This window comes from Paenibacillus sp. J22FR5 (genome assembly GCF_059691975.1).
This window is the reverse complement of the sequence record NZ_JCAUAN010000018.1, coordinates 24,094-41,871: the sequence shown is the minus strand read 5'-3', so window position 1 is coordinate 41,871 and position 17,778 is coordinate 24,094. Positions and strand designations below refer to the sequence as shown.

Annotated in this window: 16 protein-coding genes, 1 pseudogene and 1 other annotated feature (1 of these 18 only partly in view); of the genes and pseudogenes, 15 read left to right on the top strand and 2 right to left on the bottom strand. The window is 44.5% G+C overall.

Going from position 1 to position 17,778, the window contains the following annotated elements; all coding sequences use genetic code 11:
* Positions 1-115, top strand: a binding site (T-box leader); it begins 140 nt to the left of the window's first position.
* A gap of 70 nt (positions 116-185) precedes the next feature.
* The 6 genes and pseudogenes from pheS to AC58P7_RS21045 all read left to right on the top strand — a co-directional run bounded on the left by pheS (position 186) and on the right by AC58P7_RS21045 (position 7,551).
* Complete coding sequence (gene pheS / locus AC58P7_RS21070; RefSeq protein WP_497346306.1) at positions 186-1,220, top strand: phenylalanine--tRNA ligase subunit alpha; 1,035 nt, start codon at positions 186-188, stop codon at positions 1,218-1,220.
* Positions 1,221-1,245: 25 nt separating this feature from the next.
* On the top strand, positions 1,246-3,738 hold the full coding sequence (pheT, locus tag AC58P7_RS21065) for a phenylalanine--tRNA ligase subunit beta (RefSeq protein WP_497346304.1): 2,493 nt from the start codon (positions 1,246-1,248) through the stop codon (positions 3,736-3,738).
* A 94-nt stretch (positions 3,739-3,832) separates the two neighbouring features.
* Positions 3,833-5,959, top strand: a complete 2,127-nt coding sequence (locus AC58P7_RS21060; protein ID WP_497346302.1) for a hypothetical protein — start codon at positions 3,833-3,835, stop codon at positions 5,957-5,959.
* A 4-nt stretch (positions 5,960-5,963) separates the two neighbouring features.
* The gene (locus AC58P7_RS21055) at positions 5,964-6,518 is read left to right on the top strand and encodes a CvpA family protein (RefSeq protein WP_497346300.1); all 555 of its coding nucleotides are present in this window, start codon (positions 5,964-5,966) and stop codon (positions 6,516-6,518) included.
* A 415-nt stretch (positions 6,519-6,933) separates the two neighbouring features.
* Positions 6,934-7,104, top strand: a pseudogene (locus tag AC58P7_RS21050) (transposase family protein); the annotation flags it as partial.
* Positions 7,105-7,140: 36 nt separating this feature from the next.
* Positions 7,141-7,551 (top strand): hypothetical protein, encoded by a 411-nt coding sequence (locus tag AC58P7_RS21045; protein ID WP_497346480.1) that lies wholly within the window; start codon positions 7,141-7,143, stop codon positions 7,549-7,551.
* A gap of 76 nt (positions 7,552-7,627) precedes the next feature.
* Here AC58P7_RS21045 and AC58P7_RS21040 read toward each other — a convergent pair whose 3' ends face one another.
* Positions 7,628-8,050, bottom strand: coding sequence for a cupredoxin domain-containing protein (locus tag AC58P7_RS21040; protein WP_497346298.1), 423 nt, complete (start codon positions 8,048-8,050; stop codon positions 7,628-7,630).
* 173 nt (positions 8,051-8,223) lie between these two features.
* Entirely contained in the window at positions 8,224-8,592 is a 369-nt protein-coding gene (locus AC58P7_RS21035; RefSeq protein ID WP_497346296.1) for a phage holin family protein, read from the bottom strand.
* Between the two features lie 235 nt (positions 8,593-8,827).
* Here AC58P7_RS21035 and AC58P7_RS21030 point away from each other — a divergent pair, with 235 nt between their 5' ends.
* The 9 genes from AC58P7_RS21030 to AC58P7_RS20990 all read left to right on the top strand — a co-directional run bounded on the left by AC58P7_RS21030 (position 8,828) and on the right by AC58P7_RS20990 (position 17,720).
* Positions 8,828-11,188 (top strand): endonuclease MutS2, encoded by a 2,361-nt coding sequence (locus AC58P7_RS21030; RefSeq protein ID WP_497346294.1) that lies wholly within the window; start codon positions 8,828-8,830, stop codon positions 11,186-11,188.
* A 93-nt stretch (positions 11,189-11,281) separates the two neighbouring features.
* On the top strand, positions 11,282-11,962 hold the full coding sequence (locus AC58P7_RS21025; protein ID WP_497346292.1) for a PspA/IM30 family protein: 681 nt from the start codon (positions 11,282-11,284) through the stop codon (positions 11,960-11,962).
* 126 nt (positions 11,963-12,088) lie between these two features.
* Entirely contained in the window at positions 12,089-12,508 is a 420-nt protein-coding gene (locus AC58P7_RS21020) for a DUF350 domain-containing protein (protein WP_497346290.1), read from the top strand.
* Positions 12,509-12,641: 133 nt separating this feature from the next.
* Positions 12,642-13,142 (top strand): hypothetical protein, encoded by a 501-nt coding sequence (locus AC58P7_RS21015; RefSeq protein WP_497346288.1) that lies wholly within the window; start codon positions 12,642-12,644, stop codon positions 13,140-13,142.
* 120 nt (positions 13,143-13,262) lie between these two features.
* The gene (locus tag AC58P7_RS21010) at positions 13,263-14,495 is read left to right on the top strand and encodes an MFS transporter (protein ID WP_497346286.1); all 1,233 of its coding nucleotides are present in this window, start codon (positions 13,263-13,265) and stop codon (positions 14,493-14,495) included.
* Positions 14,496-14,557: 62 nt separating this feature from the next.
* Positions 14,558-15,478: a cysteine synthase A gene (gene cysK / locus AC58P7_RS21005; protein WP_497346284.1), complete on the top strand. Its 921-nt coding sequence runs from the start codon at positions 14,558-14,560 to the stop codon at positions 15,476-15,478.
* Between the two features lie 198 nt (positions 15,479-15,676).
* Complete coding sequence (locus tag AC58P7_RS21000; RefSeq protein ID WP_056609404.1) at positions 15,677-16,168, top strand: Lrp/AsnC family transcriptional regulator; 492 nt, start codon at positions 15,677-15,679, stop codon at positions 16,166-16,168.
* Between the two features lie 15 nt (positions 16,169-16,183).
* Entirely contained in the window at positions 16,184-17,386 is a 1,203-nt protein-coding gene (locus AC58P7_RS20995) for an aminotransferase class I/II-fold pyridoxal phosphate-dependent enzyme (RefSeq protein ID WP_497346282.1), read from the top strand.
* Between the two features lie 67 nt (positions 17,387-17,453).
* Positions 17,454-17,720 carry an aspartyl-phosphate phosphatase Spo0E family protein gene (locus AC58P7_RS20990; protein WP_497346280.1) on the top strand — a complete coding sequence of 89 codons (267 nt, stop codon included), beginning with the start codon at positions 17,454-17,456 and terminating at the stop codon, positions 17,718-17,720.
* The last annotated feature ends 58 nt before the right edge of the window (positions 17,721-17,778 follow it).

Here is a 17,778-nt window from a genome sequence, read left to right as displayed (position 1 = left end):
ATTAGAGGGAACCGGACACATCGTCCGTTATCTGGAATGAAGTGAGACTCGTTTATTTGACGATTGTACATAGACGAATCTAATTAGGGTGGTACCACGGCTTTTCGTCCCTTGCGAGGGAGCGGAAAGTCTTTTTTGTGTTTTCATAAAGGGCGATTCAGAGGCCTAATTCAGGAGGGATTTCGATGAAAGAGCGGTTAGAGGCTTTGAAGCAAGAAGCACTGCAGGAGCTTAGCGGCGCCCAAAGTCAGCAGGAGCTGAACGATTTAAGAGTTAAATATTTGGGTAAAAAGGGGCCATTAACAGAGGTTCTTCGCGGTATGGGCACGTTAAGCGCAGAAGAAAGACCGGTCATCGGCCAAGTGGCGAATGACGTTCGTGCAGCCATTGAGGCTGTTATTGAAGAAAAACAAGCAGCGTACACGAAACAAGAAACTGAAAACAGACTTCGTGCTGAAATGATCGATGTTACGCTTCCAGGACGTCCTTCACAGCAAGGTGCTGTACATCCTTTGAGTAAAGTTATTCAAGAGATTGAAGACATCTTCATCGGGATGGGCTACACCGTAGCTGAAGGCCCAGAGGTTGAACAAGATTACTACAACTTCGAAGCGTTGAACTTGCCGAAGGATCACCCGGCTCGGGATATGCAGGATTCGTTCTATATTACAGAAGAAATTTTAATGCGTACGCAGACATCCCCTGTTCAAGTAAGAACAATGGAGAAACGTAAAGGTGAAGTTCCGATCAAAATCATTTGCCCAGGTAAAGTTTACCGCCGTGATGACGACGATGCGACTCACTCCCACATGTTTACGCAAATTGAGGGCTTGGTTATTGACCGCAATGTGCGGATGAGTGACCTTAAGGGCACCTTGCTTCAATTTGTGCAAGAGATGTATGGCCCACAGACCAAAATTCGCTTGCGTCCAAGCTTCTTCCCTTTCACTGAGCCTAGCGTTGAGGTTGACGTTAGCTGTGCGATGTGTGGTGGCGAAGGCTGCCGTACATGTAAGCAAACCGGTTGGTTGGAAATTCTAGGAGCCGGTATGGTACATCCGCGCGTTCTTGAAATGGGTGGCTATGATCCGAAGGAGTATACGGGCTTCGCATTTGGGATGGGCGTAGAGCGTATCGCCATGTTGAAATACGGAATCGAAGATATTCGTCATTTCTATACCAATGACTTGCGTTTCTTAAAGCAATTTCTACATGTGTAAGCAATAGGAAAAGGAGGGTAAAAGCATGAAAGTTTCTTATCAATGGTTATCAGAATATGTTGACGTAACAGGCTTCACAGCCGAGGAATTAGCTGAAAAATTAACCCGCAGCGGTATCGAAGTGGATATCGTCGAGGATCGTAATAAAGGTGTAACGAATGTTGTTGTTGGATTTGTGAAATCTCGCGATAAGCACCCAGACGCTGACAAGCTAAGTGTTTGTGTGATCGATGCGGGGCAGGGCGAAGACTTGCAAATCGTTTGTGGCGCTAAAAATATTAATGCCGGACAAAAGGTTCCTGTCGCAATGATCGGTGCCGTCCTTCCGGGCGGACTGGAAATTAAACGTGCCAAGCTGCGCGGCGTAGAATCCCAAGGGATGATCTGCTCCGCAAAAGAGCTTGGATTGAATGATAAGTTGCTGCCGAAAGAAATCCAAGAAGGCATCTTGGTGTTGCCTGAAGATACGAAAATCGGAAGCTCCATTCTTAATGTATTAGCGATCAGCGACAAAGTCATGGAGCTGGATTTGACACCGAACCGCTCCGATTGCTTGAGCATGCTCGGAGCGGCTTACGAGATCGCGGCGATCCTTGGCCGCGAGGTTAAACTGCCTGATGCGGAAGCTGCGCTGCAAGCAGCAGGAGCTGCTGGCGTGAAAGCTGCAGACCGCATCAGCGTGAAGATCACAGCCACAGAGCAATGCTCGCACTACGCGGCTCGTCTGATTGAAGGCGTACGCGTGGGCACTTCTCCGCTGTGGATCCAAAACCGCTTGATGGCAGCGGGAATCCGCCCCATCAACAACATCGTGGACATCACGAACTTCGTGATGTTGGAGTACGGCCAGCCGCTGCACGCGTTCGACGCTGAGCAGCTGAACAATGGCCACATCGACGTACGACTCGCTGAAACGGGCGAGAAGCTAGTGACACTTGACGATGTGGAACGTACATTAGAGCCGCATATGCTGCTTATCACGGACGGTACAAAGCCTGTAGCGATCGCTGGTGTTATGGGCGGAGCCAACTCCGAAGTGACAGAAGGCACGACACGAATTCTGCTTGAATCCGCGAAGTTCGCAGGAAGCTCTGTGCGCCGCACATCGCGCCAGCTAGGTCTGCGCTCAGAAGCGAGCCTTCGCTTCGAGAAAGAAGTGAACCCGGAAGCCGTGCTCCCGGCACTGAACCGGGCTGCTGCGCTGATTGCGCAATACGCAGGCGGTAAAGTCGCTGACGGCATCGTAGAGGCCGCTAGCGGAACACACAAATCGGTTAGCATCGAGCTTGCTGCTGATCGTGTAAACAACTACCTCGGCACAACTCTTTCCTTGGCCGAGATGGGGCAAATCCTTTCGCGCTTGCATTTCACATTCGAGCAGGCTGGCGAAGGCAAGCTGCTCGTGCATGTGCCGAGCCGCCGCGGAGACATCACGCGTGATGTTGATTTGATCGAAGAAGTAGCACGCCTCTTCGGCTACGATAACATCCCGACAACCTTGATGACCGGCGTAACAACGCCTGGGTCATTGTCCAAAGAACAATCCATCCGCCGAATTACTCGAAATATTTTAACGCAAAGCGGATTGAATGAAGTGATCACGTATTCCTTCACAAACCCACGTTCACATGGTGGCGCAGGCGTGGAAGCGAATCAACAAGCACAAGCAGATGCCATTCCTGGTCTGTACCCGACAGCTACGCCGATCTCATTAGCGATGCCAATGAGCGAAGACCGCAGCCAGCTGCGTACCAGCTTGGTGCCGCATTTGCTAGATGTTGTTAGCTATAACCGCAATCGTACGATGGATGATGTCGCCATTTTCGAAATTGGTAAAGCATTCATCACCGATGAATCAGCACTTACGGCTCTGCCGCAAGAAAAACTGTTGTTATCCATCGTATTAACAGGTAAACGACGTCAAGCACATTGGGCTCAGAAGTCAGAAGCGGTTGATTTCTATGACATCAAAGGTGTGTTCGATCGTTTAGTGCAATACTTGGGGATTAAAGGACTTACGTACACCTCCGCTGCACCGGAGGGGTTCCACCCTGGCCGTACAGCTGAGATACTGCTTGCTTCCGCTGAGGGTCAGAAGGTTATTGGCCGTGTGGGTCAACTGCATCCAACTGCCCAACAACAGCGTGATTTAGATGACACCTACGTACTTGAAGTGGAACTTTCTCCAATCTTGGAAGCAGCTGGCGATGAGATAGTTTATAAATTGCTGCCGCGTTATCCCTCCATCGGACGTGATATTGCTGTCGTAGTGGGCACGAGCGTTCCTGTTGGTCTTATGGAACAAGCAATTTCCGAGGTTGCTGGGGAATTGTTGGAATCCATTCAGGTATTCGATATCTATACCGGAGAGCGTCTTGGGGCTAATCGCAAAAGCGTAGCGATCGCACTTGTATACCGCCATGCGGACAGAACTTTGCTTGACGAAGAAGTAACAGAACTCCACGCCAAAGTTGTGGCAACTCTTGAACAACAATTTGAGGCGGAGTTAAGAAAATAGTGTAACTTTCCTTATAGGTTGCAGGAATATAGGCTGGTCTTATCGAAATTATTCTCGATAGGACCAGCCTTTCATCTTAAGGGAGGATTTAAAAGTGACTACTGAAGATAAAACAAGAATTACTGTTGATATATATGGACACCAATATAAACTTAAAGCAGATACAAGCACGAATCATATGAAGCGTGTTGCTGAATATGTAAATGACCAAATGTTTCGCATTGCCAAAGGATATCCACGTCTAGACTCACAACGAATCGCTGTTTTAGCCGCAGTAAACATGGCGGACGAGTGCTTCCGAATGAATGAAATTTTAGAAGAACTCAGCAAAGTGCAAAAAGAGCAAGAAGCGACCAAAATCGCCTACGAGAAATTAACTACGCGATATCATGAATTGAAACAAGAGGATGATAAGAATCAAGCTCTTCTTGCTGAACAGAATGGAAAGCTGCAACAAATCACAGAACAAGAAAAACAACAAAAACAAGAGATTCATAAAGTCAGACAAGAACAAGAACAAACGAAACAGCAAATGCTGCAATTGAAACAGCAGAATGAGCTAGGCAAGCAACAAATAGACCAAGCAAAGCAACAGTTAGATCAGGCGAAACAACAGCAGGTTCAAGCCAAACAGCAGATCGATCAAGCTAAACAACAACAAGATCAAGTCACTCAACAAATTGATCAATTCAAGCAGCAACTCGACCAAGAAAAGCGCCAAAATCTGCAAGTGAAACAACATCTAGAGCAAGTCAAACAACAATTAGATCAAGAAAAACAACAGCATCAACAAAACAAACAACAGCTTGAGCAAGCCAACCAACAGAAATCCCAACAGCTTTTGAAGCTGACTGAACAACATAAGGCCGAGCTGGCTTCGATAGCTGAGACTCATCGCCAAGAAAATGAAAACCTGCACCACCAACTTCAGGAAGAAAAACAATCACTCATTCAGCTGCATCTTCAAGACAAGGAAAACGTAGAACTTCAGCATCAAGAAGAGTTGGCTGTATTGTCGAAACAGAGCGGATCAGATCTTGCAGGCATCCATAAGCAGTACCAGGCACAAATCGAGTCCTTAACTAAGCAGCACCATGATGCTCAAGCGTCAAGCTCACGAGAGCATCAATCACAACTGGCTTCCTTGAAACAAGAGCATCAATCACAGCTTGCTTCCTTGAAGCAGGAGCATGAGGCGCAACTTGCCTCCCTGAAACAAGAGCATGAGGTTACAATTGAGATCCTTACAGACGAGCATCAAACTGCAAAAGCACATATGGCAGAAGAACATCAGATTGAATTAATAGCTATGTCAGATAGTCATCAAAGTGAAATAGAAACGATTTCTGAAGAATATCAAACCGAAATAACAGCGATTGCCGATAAGCTTCGTAATGAAATTGCAAATCAAACAGATGAGCACCATTTCGAGATAGCCTCTCTGACAGAGAATCATCAAAATGAGATCGCTTCTATCGTGGAGAAGCATCAAATCGAATTGAGCTCGATATCAGAGAAGCACCAAAATGAACTGAGTGCGATCTCAGAGAAACACGAAAACGATTTGAGTATGATCTCAGAGAAACACCAAAACGAACTAAGTACCATCTCAGAGAAGCACCAATATGATTTGAAATCCCTATCTGACCAGCACCAAGAAGAATTAGTGTTCAATACGACTAAGCATCATAACGAAATAGCAGCCATTGCCCGAGGGCATCATGCTGAGATTCTTTCCATCAAACATAAACATCAAGCCGAACTCGAGGTTGCAGCAAGCACACATCAGGAAGATATTGACTCGCTAGCTATACTGTATCAAGAAGAAGAAGAGGCGAAGATTCGACGTTTTGAAGAAGAAAAGGGTGATCTAGAAGGTCACTATCAAGAGCAGCAAACGAACTTCAAGCAGCAGCTTGAAGAGCAAAAAGCAACGATCATTCAACACTATCAAGGGCAAATCGAAGAACTTCTTGCGCAAATGCAAGCGGAGCGAAGTACACGTGCACAACAGTTTGAAGAAGAGAAAGAACGGATTCTAACTCAAGCTCAACTTGAGAAAGAAGAACTCCTTCAGATGAGCATGAACGATGAAGCGCAGCAAGAAGAGTTGCAAGCCATCAAAGAAGAGTACAGGAAATTGCGTGAGGAATACGCCAAGCTTCAAATCGAATACAATGAATGGATCGAACTCGTAGAAGCTGACAGCACAATCGGGTAGCCTAGTGACACTGAACACACTGGATTACGTCTTGATGTCGGTTATAGCCTTAGGACTACTTATTGGCTACTTTAGAGGATTTATCGCTCAAATCGTTTCCATTTCGGGCATGATCCTCGCTTATCTCGTTGCCTTTTATTTTTACAAGGATGTTGCTCCCATACTCAAGAACGCAATATCACTTCCAACCTATCAAAATTATCAAAATTATGAATTCATTGTTAAAGGATTCAAATTAGATACTTATATCCTAAATGCGATTGCCTTTGCTCTCTTATTTTTCGGCGTGAAACTCGCGCTTGTGATCATTGGCAGAGCATTGAATATTCTTGCCAAAACGCCTGGTCTCAACGCCATTAATCGTTGGAGCGGTGCGTTACTGGGATTAGCAGAAGCGCTTCTAATCATTGTTATAGCTGTAAATGTGATGACCATCATTCCCTCTGATGGCCCCCAAAAGCTATTAGCTAGTTCATCCATTGCTCCTTATTTGATCAACGAGCTACCGCAAGTCGCAGGGAAACTCCATGACATGTGGAAGCAAGGAATCTCATTATAATAGCTGCCTCCTTTCGAATAGAAAGTTGCAGCTTTTTTGTTTTGTTTTTGTTTTTGTGTATGCGTGGAAAACCATTACGGCAAAAGTACGACATGGGCAGTAGGCGCAGGGTAAGTATGTCACAAAACAAGTTTTCTGAAGTATCTACAAAACCACGAATTTTGATGAGACGCTGTGATAAACCATAGTATCTGTGTGGCATCAACCAAAAATTCCCTATTTTTTACTCTTCTATTCCCCTTGAGTTCTCCTCCCCTTAAAATTTTCAAAACACCATGACTAAAAGTAATTGTAGATATCTCAGAAATTCCGATACTCTGATATACGGCTCCATAAAAAAACAAATTCTTCTTTACATGGAAACAAATGTTCGATATAATAAATATAGGAACATAAGTTCTGATTGTGGGGTGGGATGATAATGGACATGCATCGTATAGGCTCATTGGAAAATACTTTTCAATCTGAGGAAGATTGTGAGAAGTTCTTAGTGAAAAGTCGGTGGGCAGATGGGTTCTTTTGTCCAAGATGTGACCATGATTCATTTTATAAAGTGAAGACACGCAGCTTACTGGAGTGTAAGGAGTGCCGTACACAGATATCTATTACGGCGGGGACCGTTATGCATAAATCCAAACTATCTTTATTAATCTGGTTCAAAGCGATTCGAATGTTGATTCGAGCTGAGAGCAATTATTCAATTTCAGCGTTTGCAAGTATACTAGGCGTGAATTATCGAACAGCTAAGCTGATGCTAGAAAAACTTTCCTTAGCCTTATATAAACAATATGCACGAATGGGGAACAAGAAGCTTGGGAAGCCAACTGAAGAACCCTCGCAAGACGTAATAGAGTGTGATAGTGGTGAGAAAAGTGTCCAATCAAAGAAGAATACGAGTATCTTAGCGGCATATCAGTTTAAGACCGCAAGAAACGTTAAATACGCCGAACAAGATTTGTTCAGAAAATGGATGAATGCCTTCTTATCTGTGTATTTATATCCTCATTTTCTCCGATGTTTTCAAGTTGTCTGAAACTAAGTAGCAACTTGAAAACAAAAAACCTTATCACGGAATTCGTGATAAGGCAAATAGCAGGTTGTATTATTAATTATTCAACGATAAGTGTTGTTTTCATATTCGCGTGGCCAGTTCCGCACATGACAGAGCAGTTGATTGGGAATGAACCTGCTTTATCTGGCGTAAAGGTAGCGGTTTTATTACCATTGTTGAGGTTAATGTTAAATTCTTTAATGGCTGCTCCATGAATACCTTGGGAATTATCAAGTGTTATTGTGACAGCCTCACCTTTTTTGACGCGATATTCGGTTTTTTCAAATTGAAAATTTGTAGCTTTTAAGACGACTTGTTGTCCACCTGTTGCAGCTTTTGTAGTCGCATCTGGCGAAGCAGTTGTTTGCGAAGACGCTGCTGGAGTTGTACTGGATTCTGTTGTTTTGGAGTCTTTATTTCCGCATGCTGTGATGGCAATAATTACTGCTAGTCCCATCATAAGAATGAATAGTTTTTTCATGGGTATCCCTCCGTATACATAATGATTTCCTCATTATTGTACACGACCTATTTCCAAAATACAGTGACAAACTGGTGAAACCACATAGAAAAGATCGGCCCGGCGAGTAGGAACGCTGCAGACCGATCTTTTTTTTGCTTTAACTTGGCTATCAGTTATCGAAACTGACAGGTTTATCGACGATCTTCTCTACCGGTGATCCCCTGTTCGAAAGGGGTTTTCACTGGAATGAATAAGTCGATGATCCCAATGACTAAAGCAGCTAAAATGGCACCTATCAAGCTCGTAGAAACATTGGTCACAACAAATTGAGCGGCCCAAATGACTAATGCGCTCACGATAAACCCTACGATCCCTCTGCCAAATGGGGTGATTTGTTTACCGAAGACTCCTTCAATGATCCAAGCGGCGATCGCAATGACTAGTGCCAAGAAAAACGCACTCCAAAAACCACCTACCTTAAACCCCGGGACTAACCAGCTTACAAACATTAAAACCAAAGCTGAAACAATAAACCTTACCAGATGTCCAAGAAGATGCATGTTGTGAACCTCCTTTTTTCTGTCATGGAATGACCTCGATTGAGGCTTTTCCATGCAAAATGCTTTGATTGTGACGATTTGCAATTCCCTTTGGCAGAGGATTAGATGCACAATTTAGTGTATCCATTTTTACGATATTTATGGTGGGCAGTATCTTCCATATAATCATTGTCTCCGTAGCTAATCATGCTCAATTTGGTTTATAATATAGGGTAGAGAAAAGAGGTTGGAGACGTTGAATCCCAAAATTATAAAAACATTAGAATATCAGAAAATTTTACATAAAGTTGCTCACCATGCATCCACATCATTGGGTAAAGATGCAGCAGAGAAGCTTGAGCCTATTGGAGATTTTGAACTCGTTAAGCTTCGCCTTCAAGCAACGGATGAGGCTGTTAATGTTGAAAGGTTAAAGGGAAATGCGCCTTTTGGCGGAATAAGAGATATTCGCTCCCCGCTTCATAGAGCTCGTATTGGTGGGATGCTAAATCCAACTGAGCTGCTTGAAATTTCAACTACGATGTTTGGAACACGCAGATTGAAGCGCTTCGTGCTTACTGCTCATGAGGAATATTCGATTCCAATGCTAAAATCGCAGGTCGATCTATTGACAGAAAACAAACAATTAGAAGATAAAATTAATAGCTGCATAGATGAAAATGCAGTCGTTGTTGATGGAGCTAGTCCTGAGTTAGGGCGAGTTCGGAGTGAGCTTCGCACAGGCGAAGGTAGAGTTCGCGAAAGATTGGAACAGATGATTCGCAATTCTTCTGTCCAGAAGATGCTGCAGGATGTGCTCATTACGATTCGGAATGACCGATTTGTAATTCCTGTGAAATCGGAGTACCGTTCCAGTTTTGGAGGGATGATTCATGATCAATCTGCCTCAGGCGCGACACTTTATATAGAACCAGATGCAATCGTACAATTGAATAATAAAATTCGTGAACTCAAATTTAAAGAAGAAGCTGAGATTGAGAAAATTTTGCGGGCATTGACCGAATTGGTTGCAGAGCAAGTAGAAGTGCTTGTTTTGGATGTTGATCAGCTGGCCCAGCTTGATTTTACTTTTGCCAAAGCAGGATTAGCTAGAGAACTAAAGGCAACAATGCCAAGATTGAATGATCGCGGCTTTATTAAAATTAAAAGAGGACGACACCCTCTCATTGCAGCAGATGCCGTTGTTCCGCTTGATTTGGAGTTGGGCAATGATTTCTCTCAAATTATCGTAACAGGGCCGAACACAGGGGGGAAGACGGTTTCCCTTAAAACGGTGGGACTTCTGAGCTTGATGGCGATGTCAGGGCTATTTGTACCTGCCGAGGAAGGTACACAATTGTGTGTGTTCGATGCTATTTATGCAGATATAGGCGATGAACAGAGCATTGAGCAAAATTTGAGTACTTTTTCGAGTCATATGACCAATATTATTAGTATTTTGCGGGATATGACGCCAAAAAGCTTAGTGTTGCTTGATGAGTTAGGCGCAGGTACGGATCCTGCAGAAGGGTCTGCCTTGGCTATCTCGATTTTGGACTACATTCATCAAATTGGCTGCCGTATCATCGCAACGACGCATTATTCGGAACTGAAGGCGTATGCTTATCAAAAGCCAGGTACGATTAACGCGAGTATGGAGTTTGATATCCAAACACTTAGTCCGACTTATCGTTTGTTAGTAGGTGTTCCTGGGCGGAGTAATGCTTTTGCGATTGCTGAGCGTCTTGGATTATCTCGTCGTATTATTGATCATGCTCGCACGCAGGTGGGTGAGGAAGATCAGCGCGTAGAGTCCATGATTGCTTCCCTCGAGGAGAATCGTCTAATCGCGGAATCTGAGCGTCTTGCCGCAGAAGAGCTGCGTAAAGAAGCGGAAGCGATGCGCAAATCACTGGAGGCACAGCAGCTCAAATTCGACGAGCAGCGTGATAAGTTGCTAGAAAAAGCAGAACGCGACGCACGCGAAGCTGTTCTCAAAGCTCGCCGCGAAGCGGATGAAGTTATTGCTGATCTACGTCGCATGGCGCAAGAGGAAGCGAGTGGCGTTAAGGACCACCGCTTGGTGGAAGCGAAGCGGCGTCTAGATCAAGCGACGCCAGAACTGCGCAGCAAGCAAGTTCGTGCCTTGAAGAAACGGCCGGAGCAAATTGAAGCGGGGGATGAAGTGCGAGTCATTTCATTGGGACAAAAGGGACACGTTGTCGAACTGGTGGGTACAGCCGAAGCAAATGTTCAATTGGGGATTATGAAAATGAAGGTGCAGCTGTCCAATCTAGAGAAAACAGGCAACGCGGCTCCCGCCAAGCAACCACAGAAAGTGGCAACCACGCTAAAACGTACGCGTGATGACAATGTCAAAATGGAATTGGATATGCGCGGTATGAATATGGAGGAAGCTTTGATCGAGGCAGATCGCTTCCTAGATGAGTCGTTCTTGAGTAATTTTGGCCAAGTGTATTTAATCCATGGTAAAGGAACTGGTGTGCTTAGAACTGGGATGCAAGAATATTTACGTCGACATAAGCACGTGAAAAGCTATCGGATGGGTAATTACAATGAAGGTGGAGCCGGCGTTACAGTTGTCGAATTAAAATAAGTTTAAAATTTTTGATCCTATTTTGAAACTCATTCTTTGGTGTTGCGTATGAAATAGGTATAAAAGAGTATTAAACCTTAGGAGGAATTTTAGATGGGAATTTTCAAAAGACTTCGTGATATGACAATGGCTTCAGTTAATGATTTATTGGATAAGGCAGAAGATCCTGTCAAAATGTTAAATCAGTTTTTGCGAGATATGGAAGAAGATATCATGGAAGCCGAAGCTGCAGTAGCGAAACAGATTGCGATCGAGAAGAAATTCAAACTGCAATTTGAAGAGTCTGAAGAGATGGTAACGAAACGTACAGAGCAGGCTATGAAAGCCCTGGAAGCAGGGAATGAAGATTTGGCCCGCCGCGCACTGGAAGATAAGAAAGAGCATCAAGGTCGTTATGATGAATTGAAACGTCAGTATGATCTTGCCAAAACGAACGCTGATCAGCTTCGTGCACAATTGACGGAGATGAAAGACGAGTTCACGAAGATGAAGAACAAAAAGGATTTGTTAATTGCACGCGCTGAAACAGCAAAAGCACAAAAACAAATCAACCAAGCGATGTCTGGCTTTGGTACAGATAACGCGGCTAAAGGTTTTGATCGTATGAGTGAAAAAGTTCTTCAAATGGAAGCTGAAGCGCAAGCAAGCGGAGAAATTCGTGCTAAAAACCGTAGCTTGGACGATGAGCTAGACGGTTTAGGCGGAAGCAGCAGCGGGATCGATGATGAACTGGCTGCGATGAGAGCAAAGCTAGCTGAAAAAAAACAATCCTAATGTTATACTAGTTGTACCTGCGAGAGACTGAGTCATACTCAGTCTCTACTACCATATATAGGGATTAGGGGATTTTTAATTGATGTTAATGTCTCTCTACTTGTGTAAAGGAAGGCAGGAGACGATATGAACGAAGAGGTGGATGTCTTGTTGAGTAATCCGTATTTATCAACGCTTGCATTTTTTGCTGTAGCAGTGGTCGCGCTTGTTATCTTCCTCACGATCTTTGAAATGGTTACGAAGTATGACGATTGGGCTGAAATAAAAAAAGGCAATTTCTCAGTAGCTATGGCTACTGGCGGGAAAATTTTTGGTATTTGTAACTTGTTCCGATTTGCTATCTTAAACAATGACACCATGATTCACTCTCTCGTTTGGGCTGGCTATGGCTTCTTGCTGTTGTTGGTTGCTTATTTTATTTTTGAATTTCTAACGCCTTACTTCAAAATTGATGAGGAAATTAAGAAGGATAATCGCGCGGTAGGTTTCTTATCCTTAACGTTATCAGTCTCCTTATCCTATGTGGTCGGAGCTTGTGTAACTTAGTACATAGTCTTGGAGGCTTGAACAATGAAATACCTGTGGGGAACCTTGTTTGCTATTGCGCTTGTGTTTGTAGCGGCAGGGGTTTATTATGTATTGAAATATGCATGAATGCAATTAGGTGGAGGATTTCGCAATGAGTGGCAATGAAGAAGTTGTGTGTCCGTGGTGTCAAACAGAGATCGTTTGGGATCCCGAGATCGGACCTGAAGACGAGTGTCCACACTGTTTTAATGAATTGAATGATTACCGCAGCATTGATTTAAAGGTGAAGCAGACGGGGCAGAAGCTGCGCTTCAATGAGCAAGAATATGCTGAATCCGATGAGGATTTATCAATGGCGTGGGATGACTCCGATGAGCCGCTTGATAAGTATGGCGAGAAAGTCCAGCAAATGACGGATGAACAGGAAGAAGCGCCGGAGTGCTCCAATTGTCATGAATTCTTGCTTCTTGCTGGAACGGAAGTGACAAGCGAAGCTTCCTTCACGCCTAGTATTCCTAAAACGTTGGGAAGTGCTTTCCTTACAGGTCCTTTCACGTCGGATGTTTATGTGTGTCCATCTTGTTTCAGAGTGGAAAAAGTGCTTTCTGATACAGACCGATTGCTGATGGTTGAACGAATCAAATCGGAATAACAACGCTTAAAGAACCGAGTCCTGTGGATTCGGTTTTTTTGCGTGAATTTGCCTCATATTTTCACTCCAAAGGGGAAGCTTAACAAGAGCCAATATTCGCTCTCAGGTAGGAGGAGGAGTATGCAAACTAATGAAACGAATGTGAAAAGCAAAGGGAAGCTGGATGCTCAAGCGATCCTTTTGCTTATTGTTCATGCGTTATTCGGCGGAGCCAATGCCTTGTCAGGTACATTTGTTGGCGTCTATTTATGGAAAGCTAAAAACGACTTTACGCTTATCGGTTGGTTTACCTTAACGACCCATTTAACCATGGCCATTACCTTCTGGTTAGCTGGGAAGTGGGTGAAAGAACACAATAAAATGAATTGTTTACGTATAGGTGTCTCGATTTCAGCTTGTTTCTACATGCTGGTGCTTTGGATGGGGACGAGCAGTGTCCACTATTTTGTATGGCTAGGCTTGGTTCAAGGCATCTCTGTTGGCTTGTTCTGGATTGCCTTCAACGTCGTTTACTTCGAGGTAACGGATCCTGACAATCGGGATCGATTCAATGGCTGGGTTGGCCTTTTAGGCGCAGGTGCAGGCATTATAGCTCCGTGGATTTCAGGTTTACTCATTGTCAGTTTAGGAGATGGAGCGGGATATCGGCTCATATTTTCCATTTCTTTAGGCATATTTGTATTAGGCGTCGTGATTAGTTTTTTTCTGAAAAAAAGAAAAGTGAGCGGAACATACGAATGGCTGCTGCCGTTTAGGATACTAAGACAACCTGAAACACCTTGGAAGCAGGTAAGTTTGGCTTTGCTTTTTCAAGGCGTTCGTGAGGGTGTATTTGGCTTTATGATTGGATTGTTGGTGTACATATCGACATCAAGTGAAGCAAGCTTAGGTAATTTTGCTCTAATTACGTCTTCTGTTGCGTTAGTCAGTTTCTGGGCAGCAGGTCGGTTCATTCGGCCATCTTTTCGTAAAATGAGTATGTTCATTGGCTCGGTTATGGTTGTGCTTGTTATTTTGCCGTTCTTTTGGAAAATGTCCTATAGTACATTACTGATATTTGGTATCGGATCTGCGCTCTTTTTCCCCATGTATTCCATACCCATGATTTCTGTCGTCTTTGATCTGATTGGTTCAGATGAGGAGAGTGCCAAACAGAGGGAGGAATACATTGTCCTGCGAGAGCTATCACTGAATGTAGGGCGCGTCTGCGGTGTGTTGTTATTTATTTGTGTCATCTCATGGAGCAAGGAGCCGCTCGTTATTAATGTCTTACTCCTCGTTATCGGCAGCTCGACATTCTTTTCATGGGTATTCATCAGAAATAAACTAACCGCCTCTAAGCCTAAACCTTGACATGGACTAGGCTTCCACATGAAAATGTGAGTAGCATGTTTGAGGGATGAGGAGGGGCACCTATGTCGAAAAAAATGGTCAACAGCATCACAGAGCTCATCGGGGACACCCCTGCAGTGCGTATTCGTCGTTTGTTGGAACCGGAGGCTGCCGAACTGTATGTGAAGCTGGAGTATTTCAATCCGAGCGGAAGCGTGAAGGATCGAGCTGCATGGAATCTAATTGATCAGGCAGAAAAATCGGGGCACCTTCAACCAGGTTCAACGATTATTGAACCTACGAGCGGGAACACAGGCATTGGTCTTGCGATGAATGCCGCGGCCAAAGGCTATAAAGCTATTTTGATTATGCCCGATAATATGAGCAAGGAACGCATAAATATACTAAAGGCTTACGGGGCTGAAGTGGTTCTCACACCAGCGGCTCTACGGATGCCAGGAGCCATTGCTAAAGCAGTAGAGCTGCGGGATCAAATCCCTGGCAGTTTTATTCCACAGCAGTTTGAAAATCCGGCGAATCCCAGTATTCATCGAGTAACGACAGCTCCTGAAATCTTGCAGCAAATGGAGGGCCGGTTAGATGCGTTCGTAGCAACATCGGGGACAGGTGGCACGATTACGGGAACTGGTGAAGTGCTCCGGGAACATTTGCCGAATATCCAGATTTATGTGGTAGAGCCAAAGGGCTCACCTGTGCTCTCTGGAGGGAGCCCTGGACCTCACAAGTTGGTAGGGACAAGTCCGGGCTTTATTCCAGCCATTTTGAACACAAGCATCTATGATGAAATTGTGCAAGTGTCGGATGAGGATGCGATCCAAACGATGAAGGATTTGGCAAGTCAGGAAGGTATCCTAGTAGGCCCTTCTGCGGGCGCCTCGGTTTGGACGGGGATACAGGTTGCGAGGAAGCTAGGGGCAGGAAAACGTGTGCTCTGTATTGCGCCAGATACGGGCGAACGGTATTTAAGCATGGATCTTTTTTGATAAAAGTACAGTGAATTTGGCAGCGAAAAGCCACTTGGATGGTCATCCAGTGGCTTTTTATTCTACCAATCGGGGTGGAATTTTCAAATATATATAAATATTCTGCCTATCTTTCTCACTCAGTAATTGAATTAGGACAGCGATTCATTGTAAGATGAATGGATGAACGAAACATATTTCAGAAAGGTAGGTTTAACCATGGATACTTTGAAGCTTAAAATTCTCGATTTACTAAAGGAAGATGCCCGCAGGAGCGCGGATCTGATCGCCACCATGTTAGGAACGGCGGAGGCCGAAGTTGCGCGAGCGATAAGCGAGATGGAAGCGGATAAGGTCATCGTCAAATATGCGACAGTCGTGAACTGGAGCAAAGTAGATGACGAAAAGGTTACCGCCCTAATTGAAGTGCAAATTACGCCGGAGCGCGGACGCGGGTTTGATGCGATTGCGGAACGGATCTATTTATATCCGGAAGTCAAATCGGTTTATCTCATGTCAGGGGCGTATGATTTGCTCGTAGAGATTGAAGGAAGCTCATTGAAGCAAGTCGCTTCATTTGTTTCCAACAAACTTTCACCCATCGACCGGGTACTTTCAACGAAAACGAATTTTATTTTGAAAAAATACAAACAAGACGGCATTATTTTCGAAGATCAGGAAGACGATCATCGAATGCTTGTTTCGCCGTAAGGAAGAGGTAGCGCGATGATCAAGGATGAGACCACCATTCAATCAAGTAAAAAATCCATGCAGGACTACCTCGCTCCTGCTGTACGTGAAATGAAGCCGTCCGGCATTCGGAAATTTTTTGACCTCGTTAGCAATAGCAAAGAGGATATCATCTCTTTAGGTGTTGGCGAACCCGATTTCTCCACGCCTTGGCACGTTCGTGAAGCAGCTGTTCATTCTTTGGAGCGCGGTAGAACGAAATATACGCCAAACTCAGGTATTCCTGAGCTTCGTGAAGCGATTGCGAACTATTTGTATACATCGTTTAAAGTCAAATATGAACCATCCAATGAAGTGCTCGTAACGGTTGGAGGCAGCGAAGCGATCGATTTAGCGCTCCGGTCCCTGATTACGCCGGGGGATGAAATTCTAATTCCGGAGCCTTGTTATATTTCGTACTCGCCGATCACAGCCATTAGCGGTGGTGTGCCAGTTGGCATCGAAACGTTCGCTAAGGATCAATTTAAATTAACGGAAAAGGCGCTTCGTGATGCGATTACGCCACGTTCCAAAATATTAATTCTATGCTACCCAAGTAATCCAACGGGCGGCATTATGACCTATGAGGACTGGCTGCCAATTGCCAAAGTGGTTGAAGAACATGATCTGATTGTCATTTCTGATGAGATTTATGCGGAGTTGACGTACGGTCAGAAGCATGTGAGTTTCGCCGCGGTTCCAGGGATGCAGGATCGAACGATTCTCGTTAGCGGGTTCTCCAAAGCTTTTGCAATGACAGGCTGGCGGATGGGCTATGCCTGCGGTCACAGGGAACTGATCTCGGCTATGACCAAAATTCACCAGTATACGGTGATGTGTGCACCTGTCATGGGTCAAGTCGCTGCTCATGAGGCGTTGACGAATGGACTTGAAGAGAAGGATCGTATGATAGAATCCTATAATCAACGGAGACGATTGGTTGTCAAAGGCTTCCGTGAGGTAGGACTTGAATGCCATGAACCACAAGGTGCATTCTATGCGTTCCCAAGTATTGTTGCTACGGGCTTAACTTCCGATGAATTTGCACAGCGTCTCTTGTACGAATCTAAGGTTGCTGCAGTGCCTGGAGATGTGTTTGGACTTGGAGGAGAAGGCTTCTTGCGGTGCTCTTATGCTTATAGTGTTTCCCAGCTCAATGAAGCTTTAGAGAGAATCGGTAATTTCTTGAGGAAATTATAAGAATCTTCTAAATTCATATGTTCATAGTAGACGAAAACTGGTATTCTTAGAGTAAGGAGGGATGAGCATGGCTTTTATGGAATATCAGCTTACTAGCTTTCAAAAGCAATTTCAAATTCGCGAACAAGAGTTTGGGCCGCGTTGGCTGACCAGACATGCCAAAAAGCAAAATTCCCTAACTTTACTGGAAGAAGAGATTCATACATTAAGACGGAAAATGGAACAGATGGTCATGGAAGGACGAGAAATGACTTCTGATGCAGTTGTTGAATTAAGCACGATGCTGGATCAAAAAATAAATGAATATATGACATTAGGAAAGAAAAGTCGGTGAAAACCGACTTTTCTGGCGACTATCGATAAATAGAGAGTACACGACGGAGGGATTTACA